This window comes from Aeromonas sp. Marseille-Q5825, from assembly GCF_946892685.1.
Classification (GTDB): Bacteria; Pseudomonadota; Gammaproteobacteria; order Enterobacterales; family Aeromonadaceae; genus Aeromonas; species Aeromonas rivipollensis.
Genome location: NZ_CAMPOU010000001.1, coordinates 783579 through 801667 on the forward strand (window position 1 = coordinate 783579; position 18089 = coordinate 801667).

Consider the following 18089-nt stretch of genomic DNA (forward strand, 5'->3'; position numbering starts at 1 on the left):
ATCTTCGGTGACGATCAGGGGCAGGGGACTGGGGTAAAGGTCTCCTGGCCCTGGCAGCGCCAGCCCATCTCGGCCTGACGCATCTGCCACAGGTTGTTGCTGCGAAACAGGGTCAGGATGTAGAGCATGTCGCTCTTCTGACCATCGAGGGCCACAGAGAGCACCAGATCGTTGTCCAGCTGCTGGGCATGGATGCGGGTGGGCACGTCTTCATGACCCACGAAGCGGCGAGCCACTTCGCGATAGTCGTTGACCCAGCCCTGCTGACTGCTGCTCGCCTGACGGATCTGCTGGTTGAACTGCTGCACCGGGGTGGATGCCAGGCGCCCGAACAGGGCCTGTGTCCCCGCATGAGCCGCTGCCACCATCATCAGAATCAGCGTGGTAATGAGCCCAAGTTTTTGCATGAGGTAATCCGGCTTGAAACGACCACTCTATGACAACAGAAAAGCGGGCTTGGTTCAATCTTGCCCCTGCAAGGGTGGGATCTCGCCCACCCAGACCCGCTTCAGTTGCGCTGCAACGAGAAGGTCGGCAGGGAGAGGTGCCAGTAGATGGCGGCAACCCGCAGGCCAAAAACGGCCGTCATGCAGATGAGCATGGCGGTGACCCTGTCCATGTTGACCTCCAGCGCCAGGGTATAGAGGATGCCCCCCAGGATGCAGGCGGTGGCATAGATCTCCTTTTGCAGCACCATGGGCACTTCCCGGGCCAGCACGTCCCGGATCATGCCGCCAGCCACCCCCGTCATGGTGCCCATGAGCACAGCAATCAGTCCCGAGGTGCCGAAGTTGAGCGCCTTCTGGGCGCCAATCACGGTGAAGAGCGCCAGCCCGAAGGCATCGGCCACCGGCAGCACATACCAGGGCATGCGGCGGGGCAACTTGACCATCCACATACCGATGAGCGCCGTGGCGATGACGACCCAGATGTAGAGGGGGTCGCGTACCCAGAATACCGGGGTGGCGCCCAGGATCATGTCACGGATGGTGCCACCGCCGATGGCAGTCACCGCAGCCAGCACCATGACGCCGAAGCCGTCCATTCTGAGGCGCCCTGCCACCAATACCCCCGAAAACGCGAATACCGCAGTACCAAACATGTCGCTGATGTAAACAATCTGCTCAACCAGTGTCTGCATGGAGAACAACTCACGTCCAATAAATGATGGGGCGGCGATTTTAGGGGCAAGGGGCGCGCGTGAGCAATGCCGGTATGCAAAAGTGGGAGCCAGAGCCGGTTTCTGGGGACTGAAGAGGGCGGGTGACTGGCAGCACAGACCCAGCGGTTGCGGGATCTGGCCACCAATCTGCGGGTTGGTTGGGATGCAGTGACAAAAATTCTGATTTTTTTCTCAAGGCTGGGAAATAGAGGCCGATATATAGGTTAGGCGGCGATTACTGCCAAGAAGGCAGAAAAAAGAAATTAAAGTCTTACCAAACAGCGCCGTTAACTAAACATATCAGGCACAAAACAAAATAAAGCCTGAGTGAATTAAAGATAAAATTTAATAGCTTAGGAGAAAAATTATGAGTCTGTATATCAATACCAACGTTTCATCGCTCAACGCTCAGCGTAACATGATGAACAGCACCAAATCTCTGGATACCTCCTACACTCGTCTGGCCTCCGGCCTGCGCATCAACAGCGCCAAGGACGATGCGGCGGGTCTGCAAATTTCCAACCGTCTGACCTCCCAGATCAACGGCCTGGACCAAGGCAACCGCAACGCCAACGACGGCATCTCCCTGGCACAGACCGCAGAAGGGGCCATGGACGAAGTGACCGGCATGCTGCAGCGTATGCGTACCCTGGCTCAACAATCCGCCAACGGCTCCAACTCTGATAAAGATCGTGTGGCTCTGCAGAAAGAGGTGAATCAGCTGGGGGCAGAGATCAACCGTATCTCTACTTCCACCACCTTTGCGGGTACCAAGCTGCTCGATGGCTCTTTTAGCGGCACTTTCCAAGTAGGGGCGGATGCAAATCAAACGATTGGTTTTAGCCTCAATCAGGCGGGCGGTTTTAGTATTTCGGGGATAGCGGCAGCAGCTACAACGATCAATATGGGAACAGTTATAGGTACGGCCATTGCTGCCAACACCATTTTTACTGGTGGGGGGGCGGGTGGTATCGATATTAGTAGTCAGACTAAGGCTCAAGATGTATTAGCTGCTACTGATGCCATGCTGGAAGTCGTGGATGGCAAGCGCGCTGAGCTGGGTGCGGTGCAGAACCGGTTGGATTCCACCATCCGCAACCAGGCCAATATCTCGGAAAACGTCTCTGCAGCTCGCTCCCGTATCCGCGATGCGGACTTTGCCACCGAAACCGCCAACATGACCAAGCAGAACATCCTGCAGCAGGCCGCCTCCAGCATCTTGTCCCAGGCCAACCAGCGCCCGCAGTCTGCGCTCTCACTGCTGCAAGGCTAAGAGGACTGACTGCAAGAAAAAGAAAAGGGCGGTTGTTCAGGCCGCCCTGGTAAGCAAGATGGAACAATGGGGTGTTCGGATTTACGCCTTGTCCTATCGAAAGAAAAGTTCTCTTATTGGTATACCCCTCGAGTGTTGCGCAGATCGTTCACTCTGTCATCATCGAGGTTGTTCTCCTGAGCGTAAGCTCTTCTTTGGCCGACATTGTCGGCCTTTTTTATGAGCGCCGAAAAATTGGCAGCTCAATAACATTAAGCATAAACCATGCCACCTGTAGTCCTTTCCTGTATTGAGGCTTGAACACTTCCCCCACCCCAAATTAAAACAACCGTGCGGAGCTTTGAGCGGAGAAGTGTTGCCTCTCTGCTGATGAAGGCGGCAATAAATTTCCTAAAGCTTCTGATGGGGCTGCCGTTACAGAGAGTGAAGCAAATTGAGGGGTGTTCGGAAATCCAACATTTGCGCAACTGCGGGTCCCTTGTCCGTTCAAACAGGGGACCCGCCAGATGAGACAGATCGTTCAATCTGCCCGTCTGAACGGTGGGACCCTGACTGTATAGATGCAAACAGAGCCCGCAGTTTCTTGTTCATCAGGAGAAATCTTTTATGGCCATGTTTATCAATACCAACACTTCATCACTGAACGCCCAGCGTAACTTGATGAATACCAGCAAGTCTTTGGATACCTCATATACCCGTCTGGCATCGGGTCTGCGTATCAATAGCGCCAAGGACGATGCGGCGGGTCTGCAGATCTCCAACCGCCTGACCTCCCAGATCAACGGCCTGGATCAGGGCAACCGCAACGCCAACGACGGCATCTCCCTGGCGCAAACTGCGGAAGGGGCCATGGATGAAGTGACCGGCATGCTGCAGCGTATGCGTACCCTGGCCCAGCAGTCCGCCAACGGCTCCAACTCTGATAAAGATCGCGCCGCCTTGCAAAAAGAAGTAAACCAACTGGGTTCTGAGATCAACCGTATCTCGAAAGATACAACTTTTGCTGGTACCAAGCTGTTGGATGGTAACTACAGCGGTAGTTTCCAGGTGGGGGCTGATGCCAACCAAACAATTAGCTTTAGCCTCAATCAGACGGATGGTTTCAGTATTTCTGGCATTGCGGCAGCAGCTACAACGATCAATATGGGAACAGTAATAGGTACTGCTATTGCTGCCAACACCATTTTCACTGGTGGTGGGGCGGGTGGTATCGATATTAGTAGTCAGACTAAGGCTCAAGATGTATTAGCTGCTACTGATGCCATGCTGGAAGTCGTGGATGGCAAGCGTGCCGAGCTGGGTGCGGTGCAGAACCGTCTCGATTCTACTATCCGCAACCAGACCAACATCTCGGAAAACGTCAGCGCAGCCCGCTCCCGCATCCGCGATGCGGATTTTGCCACCGAGACCGCCAACATGACCAAGCAGAATATCCTGCAGCAGGCTGCCTCCAGCATCCTGGCCCAGGCCAACCAGCGTCCGCAGTCAGCTCTGTCACTGCTGGGCTAAGCCGCTATACCCATCAGCCACTGATAGAAGGAGCAGCAGATGGCCAATGAATCGATAGCCGTGCCCTCTGTTACTTCGATGCTAACTCAACATGGCGGCCCTCAGGCCGCCATGTCTGTTTCTCCATCCCCCTCTGGTGAGAAACGTGTGAAGGAACAGGCTGGTGTCGAACCGGCAGCCAAGGCATCGCAAGAACCATCAGCGCATATCAAGGCGTCAGCATCGCGCACCGAGAAGGCGCAATTAGAAAAGCAGGCCCAAGAATTGCAAGAAAGGCTGGACAGTTTGAGCAGAGTGAAGGGATGGACCATCAACTTCAGTCTGGTGCCTGAGCTCGATCAGCCCGTGATCAAGGTGATAGATGCTGATACCAGGCAAGTGATACGCCAGATCCCGAGTGAAGAAATTCTCTTGATGAAAAAGAGACTGCAGACCATGGAACAGGGGGGAGACGATAGCATCAACCTCTCGGGTCTGTTGTTTGATGGCCAAGTTTGACCCTATTTTTTAAGTTAATAGTAGACAGGAGGATGTATGGCGATTACCTCTGCGGGGGCGGGCTCTGGGCTCCAGCTTGAAAGTGTGATCTCGGCGAGTGTGGAGGCCAAAAAGGCCCAGTTGCAACAGCCGATCATCACCAAACGCAACAGTACCCAGATCACCTTGTCTGGCATAGGTCAGCTCAAGTCCTCTATCTCCGCCTTCACCGATATCCTCGACAAGTTGAGTGCCCCGGGTGCGTTCAACAAACGGGCCATCAATATCACGCAAGATAAAGATGATCCTGTGCTGAAGATGGAGAGCAAGAGTGGCGGATCCAACGGTCAGTACAACATTACCGTCAATAAGTTGGCACAGACGAGCCGGCAGGAAGGGGTGTTTGACAGCTCGACGGCCCCGCTGATCACCCAGGATGGTCAGCTGACGTTCAAGGCGGGTGACAAGGAATTCAAGGTTGATGTGAAAGCGGGGGATACCCTGCAGGATATCCGCAAGAGCATCAACGGCAATGGCGACAACTTTGGCCTTAGCGTTAACATAGTCAACACCGCGGATGGCAAGGCAAAACTCATCATCGACTCGGGAGTGTCGGGCGATGGCAGGGATCTGGCCATCACGGGCGATAACGCCGAACTGGATATCTTCTCGACCGGCGCCGCAGGTAGTGCCATGAGTCAGACCCAGGCGGCGAGCAGCGCCGAGATCGTGGTCGATGGCAACGTCCTCAAGAGCGATACCAATGTCTTCGATGACACCATCCAGGATCTGAAACTGACGGTGCTGCGGGTATCGGACAAGGACAGCAATGGCGATCTGAAGTCCAACAAGGTGGATATCACGACGGACAAAACCTCTATTCAGGAGCTGGTGCAGCAGTTTGTCGATGGCTACAACGCCTTGCAGGACAAGATAGGGACGCTCGGCAAGCGCAGCAGCTTCGTCGGGGGCGTGAAACAGGATGACGGCGGTGCCTTGGCCGGTGATTCCACTACGCGGGCCATCAACACCTTCATGAGCAATCTGGTGGTCAGTCCCTCTGAGAGCAGCTCGACCTATTCGACTATCTTTGAGATCGGCATGAAGATGGATAACAAGGGAAAACTATCTCTCGACAAAGAAAAGTTCGGGGAAGCTGTCGACAAGAACTTCGATCAGGTGGTGGCCCTGTTTGGCAATGAGAAAGGCCTTGCCGGCTCTCTGAGCAAGGGGCTCAAAGAATATACCAAGTCAGGGGGCATGCTGGCGCAGCGTACCGATACCCTGAACTCTGATCTGCGTAGCCTGGGTCAAAAAGAAGTGACCAGCAATGCCCAGTTAGTGAAATATGAGGCGGCGCTGCGTGCCCAATACGGCAGCCTGGATGCCCTGCTGGTCAAAATGAACAACTCGGCATCCGCCCTGTCTGCATTGCAAATAAAAGATAATTGAGAGTGATATTTCGAGGTTTCATCTTATGTACCACCGTAATCTGAAGGCATATAAGGCAACCAGCATAGCGGCTGATTTGGCGGTTGCCGATCCTCACCGTGTTATTCAGCTGATGATGCAGGGATTTCTCGAGCGTCTGGCACAAGCCAAGGGCGCCATCGAACGGCAAGACATGGAGGCAAAGTCCATCGCCGTCTCCAAGGCGCAGGGCTTGTTACATGGCCTGCAAGATGCACTCGATATGAGTCAGGGCGCCATCTCCGAAGACTTGCACGGCCTTTATGCCTATATGGATGAGCGCATCTGGGATGCCAGCCTGACACGGGATGTTGCCCCCCTCGATGAGGTCATGAATCTGATGGTGACGATCAAATCCGCTTGGGATCAGCTGCCCGAGGCAGAGAAACAGCAAGGATTTCATATGCGCCAGCAGCTGGGTGATCTGTGAGTGCCGTGCTCGCCGCCCTCGAAGCGGCGCTGCAGGACAATGTCAGCTTGATGGGAACGCTGCTGGAGCAACAGCAATATGACGAGGCCCTGCAGTGCATGGATGAGCGGCAGGCTCTGATAGACAGTCTGGTACAGCTGGCCAGGGTGGAGCCGATGCAGCGACAGCCTGCCGCCACCCTGGCGGCCGCCCACGCTATTGAGGACGCACGTCTGCAAGCCCTGGCTGCCAGTCATCACCAGATCGTATTCAAACAGCTAGCTCAAGTCGGTAAAGCCAACAAGGCTGGGCAAGCGTATCGCGTGAACAGCAAGGAGTTCTGATGTCAGTCAATTTGAATGCTACCCTGGCAAAAGCCGAACAGGAGGCACTGCGACTACAGCAGCAAGCCGAACAGGAAGCGGCCATGGCGGTCGCACTGCCGCTGCGTTTTGAACAGAGTATGGCGGCGTTCCGTCGATATATTCCCCATATCGCCGACATGTATGAGGCCTATCAGCCGGCCCGCCCGTTCAAATTATTCTGCACTGAAAATGGTCAACCCAATCTGGCGTGGCTCGATGATGATGTTGCCGTTTACGGGGCCGAGCCCTATCTCATCTGTGAGACATTGGTGACCGAGTTCATGGAGAAGGGGACTTTGTCCAAGTTCTCCTTCAGCCAAGAGGCCAATCCCCTGGGCTTTATGCATGTCGAGTACCTCAACAAGCTGAATACCTATCTTGACGACATTTCTGCGAAAGAAACCTTGCTTGGTCATGTGCCTAGTGAGGCGCCCAGCGCCCTGGTATTCGGCGTCGGTCTCGGGTACCACCTTGGTTATCTCTATGAAAGGTGCAAGATTGGTACACTCTTCCTGTTTGAGCCGGACCTGGATCTCTTTTACGCCTCTCTCTACTGCTTTGACTGGGCACCCTTACTCGATTACCTGCATCAAGAGAATCTGGGACTGCAGATCTTGTTGGGACAGGATGAAGAGACCATCGTCAAGGACTTCGCCTCGGCCATTCACAGCCGAGGTTCCTTCTTGGTCGCCAATGCTTTTGTTATGTGGGGTTATCAGAACGAAAAGATAAGAAAGCTGATAGAAAAAGTACAGAAGGAATATTATCTGTTGGTAATGGGATGGGGTTTTTTTGATGATAATATGATTTCCTTGTCTCACACAGTAACTAATATTGAGCGTTCTGTACCATTTATACAGAAGGGAAAGAAGTTATCAAACAGATTTAAACACACTCCAGTATTCATTATTGGGAATGGCCCTTCTTTAGATGAATCATTAGATATAATTAAAGAAAACAAGGATGGAGCTATTCTTGTTGCTTGTGGCAGTGCCATTTCCGCACTACACAAAGTGGGGATTAAACCAGACATTTATGTTGCGATTGAACGAACGAAAATCGTCTATGACTTTCTAGTAAATCTAAACGATCCTGATTATCTCCAAGATATTCTTTTTTTGAGTGCAGATGTAATTCATCCTGATTGTGCTACTTTATTTAATATGTCTGCGTTTTTATTCAAGCCAAGCGAGCCGGGAGTGAGACTCTACCATAATTACTTTTCCCATGTGGGCTCTTACGTATCCCTTGGTGGAATAAATCCCTTGGTGGGGAATATCGGTATTGCTGCGCCTATCCATCTTGGTTTTAAAACGCTGTATCTGTTCGGTTTGGATAATGGCTATAAGCACAAGGGTCACCATCATTCTAAATTCAGCTCGTACTATAACAATGAGGAAAGTGCCCGCGCTCTGGGGGAGATGATGTATGGCGATAGCTTATGGCAACGTGAAGGGAATTTTGGTGGCGCTATTATCAGCAATGCCATGTTTGACACCTCGCGTCGAGTGATTGAACAGGTGCTGGCTGCCAATGAAGACGTAAGCTGTTTCAATTGCAGTGATGGTGCCAAGATAGAGAGGGCGAAGGCCTTTTCGAGTGCAGATATAAGTCTCTCTATACCGGTTGATAAGTCTGCTCTGCTTGGGGAAATCGGCACCTTTTGTGCACCTATCCCCTTGTCAAAGCAACATTTCGAGCCATTGCTTGATATCGGATTCTTCAATGTTTTCATTGATAAGATGGTCGTCGAATGGCAACAGGAATTTACGTCTCGTAATGAAATCAATCAGTTGATGTTGCGCAATTTTGGCTATCTTTCTCAGATCGCCGCTACCCGACAACAGCATATAGCACAAGTTATGATTGGTTCGATGAACTATGTGTTTTCTCTGCTGAGCTCCATTCTTTATTCGTTTGAAGGTGAAAAAGAAACACTCGTGCTGATGCAGCCAGCTATTGGTATCTGGCTTGAGTTTTTGGCAAAGGCAAAGGAGATGTATCCACAAGCGCTCGACAGTGTAGATATGATTGATGACCATCAGACAATGGATTTATTCAAGAAATGAAATTTTTATTTCTTCATATTTGTAACTAACAATAATTTTTCTGTAAGTTTAATAACTATACTTAGAATGCTTTAACGGTAAGAGGTAGCTATGGAATATCATGCTGATTCACAAAATATAAACACGCCGTGTACGGAGCAGGAAGACTTCTGGGCCGGTGAATTTGGCAATTCGTACGTTGAACGCAATAAATATGAAAATTATGCGGCCGATAATTTAGCATTTTTTAGCAAAGTTATAGCACGCACTCAGAGGGTTAATAAAATTCTCGAACTCGGCGCTAATGTAGGCCATTAATTTAATTGCTCTGAAGCACTTATTACCCAATGCGGTTTTTTCGGCAGTTGAGATAAATGAGAAGGCTGCATTGGCATTAAAACGTAATGTTCCAGATGTTGATATATACCAAAAATCAATAGTTGATTTCACTTCTAATGAAGTCTGGGATTTTATTTTTACAAAAGGGGTTTTGATCCATATCAATCCAGATCAACTACCTAAAGTGTATGAGTTAATGTATCAGAAGTCATCTCGATATATACTCATCGCCGAATATTATAATCAGAAACCAATAGAGATTACTTATCGAGGGCACTCAGGAAAACTTTTCAAAAGAGATTTTACAGGGGAAATGTTGACACAATTTCCAGATCTATCATTGGTTGATTATGGCTTTATATATCATGGGGACACGAATTTTCCTCAAGATGATATTACTTGGTTCTTGCTTGAGAAATAGAACATCATATTTAGAAATAAAATGTGAAGAACAATACAAAAATGACCCAGCAAAATACAAGCTGGGTCTTTTAGTTTAACTTGACTTATATGCAATAATATCCCAGCTTGCAAAATGGTGGTTATTGGCTGGCAATATGGATACTCTTTCTTTATGTTCCAGTCGCTCAATAATAAAGCCAGCATCTGTAAATAATTCAATTATATGTTCTTTATCACTAAAATGTACTTGACCTACCCCTGAAAATTGACTCTCGTGAGGAAGGTCGATTTTTGTGTAGCTATCGATAGCACGACCCTTTTCAAAGTCACTATGCTGTGTGGAGAACCAGTCTATGCCAATGAATTTTCCTCCTGGTTTGAGATATATAATGACAGATTCAATAATTCGTTTTATAGCGAAGGTGTCGTTATGGGTAATAGATGCCCTGTCGATTACAAGATCGAAATAGTTATCAAATTCGGAGTGATGTACTTTTGAAAAATCGCTCGTTATAATCTTTCCCTTCAGCTGTGGGTAGGTTTCAACGAGCTTGGCTGTAATAATCTGACTACCATCAATGCCATAATAACTACAACCTAGTGCAAGAAATAATGGAATATTAGCGCCAGCACCACAACCTAGTTCCAGTACGCGTTGATAGCCATCTTTAGGATTTGCATATCTATATACGCACGATACAAGATCACTCCATGGCCAGATGCTCATATGAGAGTTGTTTTTGTATGCTTCATTCCATTCATTAGAATATGCCATTGAACAAGCCTTTATTTAACGTTGAACCAGTAATCAATAATGCCCATGAAAGGGATAAATGAACCAAAAAGTTGCGGGTAGGGTGTTGGCTCAAAGTAATGATAATCCAATTTTATCCCATTCGAGATGAAATTATTTTCCTCCAGATAGTTCTTTCCCATAGGGCCAGAGAGATAGGTCGTTGCACCTACTTCTTGGCAGATATCTAAGATAAGATCTGACTTTTTTGATGAGATATTCAATGATGAAGACCTCATTATTTTGGTTTTAATATTTAGCTCATCCAGCCAAAATAACAGATGGTTAAAACACAGATCGGCAAGGAGCGTTTCATTATTGTCATAGAGTTTAGTTATCTTTTCATATTTTTCATGAAATGAAGCACTTTTTGAGTAGCTGCTTTTGATGGACATTAAATGACTTTTTCGCCAGTCTACATCTCTTACAATTTCAGTGTCGAACAGACTCTTGCTTAAGTGTCCCTTTTTCATGACGGGGATAGTTAGCCAGTATGGGCCATTGGCACCTTTAATTAAATTTCGATTGGTAAAACTATTCTTTTCAAATTGCACTGTGTCGAGAAATATAAATAGGTCGCTCTTCTTGATGCGTTCTACGTATCCTAGCCAAGGTAGATAAGCGGGTTGATGGATGCTGATGATCATATTTTTAGTGCCCTCGTACAGACAGAAATGATTTTATTGACGTCCTTATCTGAAAGGGAAGGATAGATCGGTATCGAGAGTGTTTTTTTGCTTAAATCGGCTGCATTAGGTACCAATGTATTTGTAGTAAGCAGTTCATCCTCTGTTACTGGTACTATGGATCTGATACCACTTTCAAGCAAAGCGTTTTGACAGGATATGACCTTTGTACTATCAGTAAAAATCACGGCTCTAAACCTAACGGGTTTCACATCTTGGCTTATACTGTCAATAACAGGGAGGCCTGCTTCCTGATATTTATTAAATATATTGGCGCGACGATAAATAAATTCAGGCAATTTTTTTAGTTGCTCTCTAGCAATTGCAGCCTGAATATCTGTCATCTGAAAATTAAACCTTGGTATGGTATCGACAATTGAGTCGTAATCCCTTATTTTTCTTGCTAGCTCGGAAATGTCTCTATTTTTTGATATTATGATTCCACCTTGCCCACCACTTGTTATTATTTTAGTTGCACCGAGAGAAAACACACCGATATCTCCGAAAAGACCCACTTGTATATTTTTTATCGTGGCGCCAAGGGCTTGTGCAGCATCTTCAACTAAAAAATAGCTTCGTTTTTTTTCCACGTTCAGATCTGGCAGGCCAAACATATGGGCTATGATGTAAATATCCGCATTGCTTTTTTTTAATGAGGCATTTACTGATACTTCTTCTATATCCAAAAAATTTGGTATACCACCAGATAACTGTATCGCATTAAATATGGAGCGGCATGAGTAGGCAGGGGCAGATATATATCTATTCTTTGCTTTTGCTATCGTCAATGACATATAAAGTGCTGCAGAGCCACTACTCACAGCGACAATATTTTCTGCTGGTAAGTTTATATAGTTACCAAACTCATGCTCTAGGGATAAGACCTCTTCGCCTTGTGCAACCCACCCGGATGCTAATACTCTAGCAGCTGCTTGAGACTCCTCATGACCAAGTGTCGGCCTATTATGTGGGATCATTTTTTATGATATCCTCCAAATAGTAACCTTCCTTTACAATCATGGGATTACCAATTACTAATGAATATGGTGGTATATGGCCAGCATCAACAATAGTGCCGGCAGCAATAACAGAATGATGCCCTATGTAGACACCACCTTTTATTACGCAATGGGATCCCACAAAGACATTATTTTCCAAAATAATATCTTTTCTATCAATAGACTTTACTAGCTCAATGCACTTCAAGTGAGAATCTGCGCAGTTAATAGTAACAAAAGATGCAATATCACAGTGAGCACCAATGACAACGTTCGCACCTGTAGCATTAACTTCGCTAAAGGCACCAATATAAACATTTTCTCCAATATCAGGAGTGCCTAATATCCATACTAAGGGATGGTAAGGATTTTCTTTGAAAGTAGTCAAATCATAAAAATGCTGCTTGTATTCATCTTGCTTCATCATGATATGTCTTCCCAAGAAAGTAATGTGCCCTTCTGAAGACTGTATTTTGCCACTCTCCCCAGCACATCGTCGAGGTGAATTGGTGGTAGCCCATTACCAGGTCTACGCAATCCGATGTTTATATTACTGAGTATCTCACCTGGCGTAATGTCTTTTAATGCAGTGATACTTCGGCGAGCCAATACTTTCATATCTTGCTCTGCAATCGTAGGTCTTATAATAGGAGAGCCAAGCATCAGGTGTGCGTCTCTGATCGCAGATATCCATTCTCGAGCCCCGTTGGGATCTTCTGAAAACCAATGGTCTGGACCAGGTAATTGATGATCGAGTGTGAAGTGCTTCTCGAATACCACAGCGCCTAAACCATATGCAATTGCTGCAGCCAAGGGCCCTTGGGTATGATCTGAAAATCCCAATACTAAATTTGGGAACGCTGCCGCTAGAGTTTTTAATTTACTCAGATTTACATCGGCTACTGGTGTCGGGTATTGAGATGTACATAGCATCAATACGACAGGTTTACCTTCCATTGCACCTGTAACATCAAGAGCCTGATAAACTTCCCCAAGATTAGCCATTCCACAAGAGATGAGAAGTGGCAATCCAGTGGCACTATACTGCTTAAGCAAGGGAATATTGGTAAAGTCATCAGAGCCTACTTTTAGCGCAGAAACACCTAGTTGAAGTAGCAACTCCATATCAGTAACATTTTGCGGTGTAGATAAAAAAGTTATCTTTTTCTCGTCGCAGAAATTTTTTATGCTATGCCACTCTGCTACTGAAAACTCATAGCGACGGAACATATCCCGCATCGACTCAGTCACTTTTTTACCTTGTGAGCTGTAGGTAAAGAGTAACTCCGGATCGCCGACAAATTCATCAGCTTTGAAGGTTTGAAATTTAATAGCATTGGCACCCGCCGATTTAGCGACAGATATCATTTTTTTTGCGATATTTATATCACCATTATGATTAATCCCTGCCTCAAGTATGATATACGGCTCCCTATTCTCTAGCGGTTTGTTAGAAAATAGAGTGTTGATATCAACTGTCATTTCATCTTCTCCAGAGTAGATATAATAGATGACGCAACATAGCTTGCTCCGTTACCATCGGTAATCGACATAGCCGCTATGGACATATTATTTATTCGGTTGGGATCAAGGCGCTCAACTGCAGTACGATAATCTGTGGCAGTAAGGTTATCTACCATACCTAAATTAATTACTGCACCCAATTCATGTAGTGTTGCTGCAATAGGGACTTGGTTATCCGCCTGAGTGCTGATTAATGCAGGTAGCCCCATACAGCAGCGCTCCCAGGACGCACTCCCTCCAGCACCTATAGCAAGGTCTGCATCGAGCATCAGCCTAGCCATATGTGGAGTCTGTATATGCAGAGTAGAGTGTGTTGAGCTACATAACTTTAATAACCGGCTTCGATGTGGATTTTTGTCACCAATAACGACATCTATTTTAAAGTTTTTATTTGCAGCCAATACCCCTAGCAAAGCTTTTTCCGTTTCATTATCTGGATCTGTGCCACCAAAGAAAATAATTATTTTTTCCAGCTTGCTTCTTGTTTTTACACGATCTCTGAGGTGTTGGAAGGATTCAGATAATAGGGCATAGCGAGGTCCTAAGAAGCAGACACACTCTTTAGAGATATTATCCACATAGAAATTTTCACTTTTAATGACATTTTGGTCTAGGAGAAACTGACTGCAATGGGAACGGAAAATATCATCTATTGCCAGTAACGAAATGTCGGATGCAGTAATTACCTCTTCCCAATCCATGCCCAGCTGGTAATGATCGACAACCACAAGTTTCGTGGAGGTCGATAGGTTAGATAACGTAGCATAAGCATCAGCTTGCTCGCTTTCACCAAGAGAATGTAGAGGTGAGGAGGTCAATATTCTATATTCATGCCCCTTTCTAACCACCTCCTCATAGAGTGCATCTCCATTAGGGGAAAAAATAAAGACAGATTTTTCACCTAATTTCTTAAATGCGTCAGCAAGTGCAAGGCAGCGCATAACATGCCCATATCCTAAACTTATTGATGCATCGGTACGGAATACAATCATTAGGCACCTAATATGTGACGGCCAAGCATGAAGGCCTCAGCATAATGATATCCTACAGAGGCCCCTCGCCATTTTGCTAAGTATTCTACAGCTTCAAGTGATCGAGGGTGCGGGTAGGAGCGCATTTCTGAAGCATATGCTTCGAGAGCCAGTTTTTTTTTCTGCCAGTGTGACGTAATGTCGACGAACCAATTTGGTGAGAAGGGATAAGCAGATGCCGCAGGGCGCCATTCTGTACTTGATGCAATCTCAAAAAAGAGAACTGTTTGGAGTTTTCTTCCGGGCAAGGGGCGGGTTGCTGCTATAACGGCATCATGTATTACTCTATGATCTATATTCACATCACCAACATGATGGGTATAAACAATATCTGGTTGCCATTCATTTATCTCGGTTTCGACAACTTTAATGACATCAAGCAGGTCGACACTATCCATCCTGTTATCTGGGAAGTCTAGTAAGTTGAGTCTCTTTACACCTAGAATGCTATTTGCCATCTGTGCAGCGCTATTCAGCTCAGTTAACTCCGTCATTACCACCGAGCGTTCCCGTTTGGAGAGTCTAGAAGTTGCACCTTCAGCCATAATAAGAACCGATACTTGGTCGCCTCGCTCGCTATGGTTAGCAATTGTTGCTCCGCATCCCAATACTTCATCATCAGGGTGTGCGGCAACGACTAGCACTTTTCGAGAGGATGTTGTCATACGATAAGACCTTGCTGTTTTTGAAGTTGCCACATAAGTTCAGCTTGATGCCAATCCTCTAGTGTATCGATATCTATAACCAGATGACGTGGTAATATTAGTGGTGTAGCCATACGGCTGAACAAAATATTACTCTCGAGCCAAGCATATTGGGTACCCCAATAAAATTGTCCAGCGTCATGTAAAACCAAAGGGAGGTCCTGAGAGCGGGTGGGAAAGTGTTCGGGGAAAAGCATTTCGACACCATCACCAGATCGTACAAATCCTCTGTAAGGAGAGTAATCAAACGTACTGGCACTAAAAACAAAATGCTGATGGCTCTCCTCAAGCATCTTTAGGCCAGTGCGTAGATCATCTGCACGCACGAAAGGTGCTGTTGCATAAAGACAGCACACAGAACCGAGTTGCCATCCTTGTGAGATGGCCCAGTTGATGGCGTGTGCGACCACTTCTTGGGTTCCGGCATGGTCATCTGCCAATTCCGGAGGACGGATAAATGGCACACTGGCCCCATGTTTGTGGGCCACGTCTGCGATCTGCTCATCATCGGTTGAGACGATGATTTGATCAAAACAGCCCGCGTCCTGTGCAGCCCTAATTGAATGCACCATCATAGGGACACCAGCAAAAGGACGGATATTCTTACCCGGAATGCGTTTGCTACCTCCCCGCGCAGGGATGATGGCCAGGATCTGTGATGTGGTCATAGGAGTTTCCATGTCAGCGAGGTCGGGCTGTCGTGACTGATACATATTATTTTCTGACTAGCGGGCCAAGCGTTGTATAGCTTGGATCACGTGGCGCTGCTCTTCGTCACTCAGAGTGAAATAGAGAGGCAAAGAGAGACAATGCTGATAATAACGCTCTGCTACCGGACATGATCCTGTTTTGTCTCCATATTGCTCACGATACCAAGGATGATGATAAACAGGAATATAGTGAACCTGAGTGCAAATGCCGTCAGCCATCAATGAATCCATGACCTGGCTACGACTCTTACCAATAGCTGCATAATCTATCTCTACCACATAGAGATGGAAACAAGAGGAAAACCCCTCCATTTCCTGGGGGGGCTTCAGCCAGGGAAGTTCTGCCAGTGCCTGGTTATATTGCGCTACCAAGGTACGACGGCGCGCCTTGAACAGGTTTAGGCGTTGCAACTGGCTTAAGCCCAAAGCCGCCTGCATGTCAGTCATGCGGTAATGCCAGCCAAGCGTCTGCATCTCGTGATACCAGGGCCCGGGCTGTTGGCTGAGGAGAGCAGGATCCTTGGTAATGCCATGGCTGCGTAGCAGCAACATGCGCTGATACAACACAGGATCATTGGTCATCACGGCCCCTCCCTCACCACTGGTGATCGTTTTGACGGGATGGAATGAGAACACTGTTGCATCCGAAAACAGGCAATTGCCCACCGGACTGCCGTCGGAATAGCGGGAACCAATTGCATGGGCCGCATCTTCGATGATCTTTAGACCATGCTTTTTTGCGATGAGGGAAAGAGCCGGCATGTCCGCAGGTTGGCCTGCAAAATGGACGGGGCTGAGTAATCGAGTAGCTGGAGTAATACGGGCCGATACTGAGCTTGGGGATAGGTTATAGCTGATGGGGTCTATATCGGCAAATACAGGCTTGATACCACAGTAAGCCATACTGTTGGCCGTGGCAGCAAAGGTATTGGGTGTAGTGATCCCTTCGCTACCTTCGGGTAATTCCATCGCTGCTACTGCCAGATGCAAGGCGGCTGTGCCGCTTGCGACCACCAGACAGTACCTGGCCCCTGTGTAGGCACAAAGTGCCTGCTCGAATTCGGCAACTTTCGGGCCTTGAGTCAAGAAGGCGGAGCTTAGCACTGCATTGACTGCGGCTATATCTGCCGCTGAAATGTCCTGTTTACCATAGGGGATCATTCCGCCAATACCTCCTTGTTGAGCTGTTGCAACTCAACCTGAGACATGAAGACGGGATTATTGAGAGAGTTGTATTCAAATCCTATAGGCACGCTGCAACCTTGCTCTCCTATGGCATTGACAGAGAAGTCATCGCTACGGTGATTGAAGGTGATGCTGGGGGCGATGACGTAATAGTCATTGAACTCATAGGTATGGTAGGAGTCATCGGCCGGGCACATCACCTCGTGCAGCTTCTCGCCCGGGCGGATGCCGATGATCTCCTGGGGCAGCTCGGGGGCCATGGCGCTGGCCAGATCCGTGATGCGCACGGACGGGATCTTGGGAACGAACACTTCCCCCCCCTTCATGCGGGCGAAGTTGGTCAGCACGAACTCCACCCCCTGTTGCAGGGTGAGCCAGAAGCGAGTCATCTCCCCATGGGTGATGGGCAGGCGGCTGGCCCCCTCCTTGATCAGGCGGTCGAAGAAAGGCACCACAGAGCCGCGGGATCCCACCACGTTGCCGTAACGCACCACTGAGAAGATGGTCGGATGCTTGCCCGCCATATTATTGGCGGCCACGAACAGCTTGTCTGAGCAGAGCTTGGTGGCGCCATAGAGGTTGACCGGGTTGGCGGCCTTGTCGGTGGAGAGGGCTATCACCTTCTCGACCCCGTTGTTGAGCGCCGCCTTGATGACGTTTTCGGCGCCCCCGACGTTGGTCTTGATGCACTCCATGGGGTTGTACTCGGCGGCCGGCACCTGCTTGAGGGCGGCGGCATGGACCACGAAGTCCACGCCGTGCATGGCCATGTTGAGCCGCTCGGCATCGCGTACATCGCCGATGAAGTAGCGCATGCAGGGATGGTTGAAGCGCTGCTGCATCTCGAATTGCTTGAGTTCATCACGGGAATAGACGATCAAACGGCTCGGCGTGTACAGGGAGAGGACAGCCTCGATGAACTTCTTGCCAAAGGAGCCGGTACCCCCGGTGATCAGGATCGTTTTTCCGTTGAACATGTCATAGTCCCGTTATGGAGTGAGTAT

The 18089-nt window shown here is 48.1% G+C and carries 20 protein-coding genes; 8 read left to right on the top strand and 12 right to left on the bottom strand.

Going from position 1 to position 18089, the window contains the following annotated elements:
• Positions 1 to 14 precede the first annotated feature (14 nt).
• The gene (locus tag OC537_RS03695; protein WP_262109487.1) at positions 15 to 407 is read right to left on the bottom strand and encodes a hypothetical protein; all 393 of its coding nucleotides are present in this window, start codon (positions 405 to 407) and stop codon (positions 15 to 17) included.
• A 101-nt stretch (positions 408 to 508) separates the two neighbouring features.
• Entirely contained in the window at positions 509 to 1141 is a 633-nt protein-coding gene (locus OC537_RS03700; protein ID WP_025326511.1) for a trimeric intracellular cation channel family protein, read from the bottom strand.
• Positions 1142 to 1529: 388 nt separating this feature from the next.
• Between OC537_RS03700 and OC537_RS03705 the strand changes: the two genes are divergently transcribed.
• The 8 genes from OC537_RS03705 to OC537_RS03740 all read left to right on the top strand — a co-directional run bounded on the left by OC537_RS03705 (position 1530) and on the right by OC537_RS03740 (position 9473).
• Complete coding sequence (locus OC537_RS03705) at positions 1530 to 2435, top strand: flagellin (protein ID WP_262109491.1); 906 nt, start codon at positions 1530 to 1532, stop codon at positions 2433 to 2435.
• A 606-nt stretch (positions 2436 to 3041) separates the two neighbouring features.
• Positions 3042 to 3944, top strand: a complete 903-nt coding sequence (locus OC537_RS03710) for a flagellin (protein ID WP_262109493.1) — start codon at positions 3042 to 3044, stop codon at positions 3942 to 3944.
• A 39-nt stretch (positions 3945 to 3983) separates the two neighbouring features.
• Complete coding sequence (locus OC537_RS03715) at positions 3984 to 4442, top strand: flagellar protein FlaG (protein WP_262109495.1); 459 nt, start codon at positions 3984 to 3986, stop codon at positions 4440 to 4442.
• Positions 4443 to 4478: 36 nt separating this feature from the next.
• Entirely contained in the window at positions 4479 to 5873 is a 1395-nt protein-coding gene (gene fliD / locus OC537_RS03720) for a flagellar filament capping protein FliD (protein WP_262109497.1), read from the top strand.
• Positions 5874 to 5898: 25 nt separating this feature from the next.
• Positions 5899 to 6321, top strand: coding sequence for a flagellar export chaperone FliS (fliS, locus tag OC537_RS03725; protein ID WP_262109501.1), 423 nt, complete (start codon positions 5899 to 5901; stop codon positions 6319 to 6321).
• Entirely contained in the window at positions 6318 to 6644 is a 327-nt protein-coding gene (locus OC537_RS03730; protein ID WP_262109504.1) for a hypothetical protein, read from the top strand. Before fliS ends, OC537_RS03730 begins: the two co-directional genes overlap by 4 nt.
• Positions 6644 to 8734, top strand: coding sequence for a 6-hydroxymethylpterin diphosphokinase MptE-like protein (locus tag OC537_RS03735; RefSeq protein ID WP_262109508.1), 2091 nt, complete (start codon positions 6644 to 6646; stop codon positions 8732 to 8734). Before OC537_RS03730 ends, OC537_RS03735 begins: the two co-directional genes overlap by 1 nt.
• Positions 8735 to 9035: 301 nt before the next feature.
• On the top strand, positions 9036 to 9473 hold the full coding sequence (locus OC537_RS03740) for a pseudaminic acid biosynthesis-associated methylase (RefSeq protein ID WP_262110549.1): 438 nt from the start codon (positions 9036 to 9038) through the stop codon (positions 9471 to 9473).
• A gap of 75 nt (positions 9474 to 9548) precedes the next feature.
• On the opposite strand, the gene OC537_RS03745 is transcribed toward OC537_RS03740, so the two are convergent.
• From OC537_RS03745 to pseB, 10 genes are read right to left on the bottom strand one after another with little or no spacing between them, the layout of a single operon-like run.
• Positions 9549 to 10229, bottom strand: a complete 681-nt coding sequence (locus tag OC537_RS03745; protein WP_262109510.1) for a class I SAM-dependent methyltransferase — start codon at positions 10227 to 10229, stop codon at positions 9549 to 9551.
• A gap of 11 nt (positions 10230 to 10240) precedes the next feature.
• Positions 10241 to 10894 carry a WbqC family protein gene (locus OC537_RS03750; protein WP_262109512.1) on the bottom strand — a complete coding sequence of 218 codons (654 nt, stop codon included), beginning with the start codon at positions 10892 to 10894 and terminating at the stop codon, positions 10241 to 10243.
• Positions 10891 to 11910, bottom strand: a complete 1020-nt coding sequence (locus tag OC537_RS03755) for a DegT/DnrJ/EryC1/StrS family aminotransferase (RefSeq protein ID WP_262109517.1) — start codon at positions 11908 to 11910, stop codon at positions 10891 to 10893. The genes OC537_RS03750 and OC537_RS03755 overlap by 4 nt, the downstream gene beginning before the upstream one ends.
• On the bottom strand, positions 11897 to 12358 hold the full coding sequence (locus OC537_RS03760; protein ID WP_262109519.1) for an acyltransferase: 462 nt from the start codon (positions 12356 to 12358) through the stop codon (positions 11897 to 11899). Before OC537_RS03760 ends, OC537_RS03755 begins: the two co-directional genes overlap by 14 nt.
• Positions 12355 to 13413: an N-acetylneuraminate synthase family protein gene (locus tag OC537_RS03765; RefSeq protein ID WP_262109521.1), complete on the bottom strand. Its 1059-nt coding sequence runs from the start codon at positions 13411 to 13413 to the stop codon at positions 12355 to 12357. Before OC537_RS03765 ends, OC537_RS03760 begins: the two co-directional genes overlap by 4 nt.
• The gene (pseG, locus tag OC537_RS03770) at positions 13410 to 14447 is read right to left on the bottom strand and encodes a UDP-2,4-diacetamido-2,4,6-trideoxy-beta-L-altropyranose hydrolase (protein WP_262109523.1); all 1038 of its coding nucleotides are present in this window, start codon (positions 14445 to 14447) and stop codon (positions 13410 to 13412) included. The genes OC537_RS03765 and pseG overlap by 4 nt, the downstream gene beginning before the upstream one ends.
• Positions 14447 to 15151: a PIG-L deacetylase family protein gene (locus OC537_RS03775; protein ID WP_262109525.1), complete on the bottom strand. Its 705-nt coding sequence runs from the start codon at positions 15149 to 15151 to the stop codon at positions 14447 to 14449. Before OC537_RS03775 ends, pseG begins: the two co-directional genes overlap by 1 nt.
• Positions 15148 to 15858 carry a pseudaminic acid cytidylyltransferase gene (gene pseF, locus OC537_RS03780; protein ID WP_262109527.1) on the bottom strand — a complete coding sequence of 237 codons (711 nt, stop codon included), beginning with the start codon at positions 15856 to 15858 and terminating at the stop codon, positions 15148 to 15150. Before pseF ends, OC537_RS03775 begins: the two co-directional genes overlap by 4 nt.
• 57 nt (positions 15859 to 15915) lie before the next feature.
• Positions 15916 to 17061, bottom strand: coding sequence for a UDP-4-amino-4,6-dideoxy-N-acetyl-beta-L-altrosamine transaminase (gene pseC, locus OC537_RS03785; RefSeq protein ID WP_262109529.1), 1146 nt, complete (start codon positions 17059 to 17061; stop codon positions 15916 to 15918).
• A complete protein-coding gene (pseB, locus tag OC537_RS03790; RefSeq protein WP_262109531.1) occupies positions 17058 to 18062 on the bottom strand; it encodes a UDP-N-acetylglucosamine 4,6-dehydratase (inverting) in 1005 nt (334 codons plus the stop codon). Before pseB ends, pseC begins: the two co-directional genes overlap by 4 nt.
• Positions 18063 to 18089 lie beyond the last annotated feature (27 nt).

Bases quoted from the DNA above. Each gene is read 5' to 3' on its own strand.
- fliD (WP_262109497.1), top strand. From the start codon at position 4,479: ATGGCGATTACCTCTGCGGGGGCGGGCTCTGGGCTCCAGCTTGAAAGT.
- OC537_RS03735 (WP_262109508.1), top strand. From the start codon at position 6,644: ATGTCAGTCAATTTGAATGCTACCCTGGCAAAAGCCGAACAGGAGGCA.
- pseF (WP_262109527.1), bottom strand. From the start codon at position 15,858: ATGACCACATCACAGATCCTGGCCATCATCCCTGCGCGGGGAGGTAGC.
- OC537_RS03695 (WP_262109487.1), bottom strand. From the start codon at position 407: ATGCAAAAACTTGGGCTCATTACCACGCTGATTCTGATGATGGTGGCA.
- fliS (WP_262109501.1), top strand. From the start codon at position 5,899: ATGTACCACCGTAATCTGAAGGCATATAAGGCAACCAGCATAGCGGCT.
- OC537_RS03715 (WP_262109495.1), top strand. From the start codon at position 3,984: ATGGCCAATGAATCGATAGCCGTGCCCTCTGTTACTTCGATGCTAACT.
- OC537_RS03710 (WP_262109493.1), top strand. From the start codon at position 3,042: ATGGCCATGTTTATCAATACCAACACTTCATCACTGAACGCCCAGCGT.
- pseB (WP_262109531.1), bottom strand. From the start codon at position 18,062: ATGTTCAACGGAAAAACGATCCTGATCACCGGGGGTACCGGCTCCTTT.
- OC537_RS03700 (WP_025326511.1), bottom strand. From the start codon at position 1,141: ATGCAGACACTGGTTGAGCAGATTGTTTACATCAGCGACATGTTTGGT.
- pseG (WP_262109523.1), bottom strand. From the start codon at position 14,447: ATGATTGTATTCCGTACCGATGCATCAATAAGTTTAGGATATGGGCAT.
- OC537_RS03760 (WP_262109519.1), bottom strand. From the start codon at position 12,358: ATGATGAAGCAAGATGAATACAAGCAGCATTTTTATGATTTGACTACT.
- pseC (WP_262109529.1), bottom strand. From the start codon at position 17,061: ATGATCCCCTATGGTAAACAGGACATTTCAGCGGCAGATATAGCCGCA.
- OC537_RS03745 (WP_262109510.1), bottom strand. From the start codon at position 10,229: ATGGCATATTCTAATGAATGGAATGAAGCATACAAAAACAACTCTCAT.
- OC537_RS03765 (WP_262109521.1), bottom strand. From the start codon at position 13,413: ATGACAGTTGATATCAACACTCTATTTTCTAACAAACCGCTAGAGAAT.
- OC537_RS03750 (WP_262109512.1), bottom strand. From the start codon at position 10,894: ATGATCATCAGCATCCATCAACCCGCTTATCTACCTTGGCTAGGATAC.
- OC537_RS03755 (WP_262109517.1), bottom strand. From the start codon at position 11,910: ATGATCCCACATAATAGGCCGACACTTGGTCATGAGGAGTCTCAAGCA.
- OC537_RS03775 (WP_262109525.1), bottom strand. From the start codon at position 15,151: ATGACAACATCCTCTCGAAAAGTGCTAGTCGTTGCCGCACACCCTGAT.
- OC537_RS03705 (WP_262109491.1), top strand. From the start codon at position 1,530: ATGAGTCTGTATATCAATACCAACGTTTCATCGCTCAACGCTCAGCGT.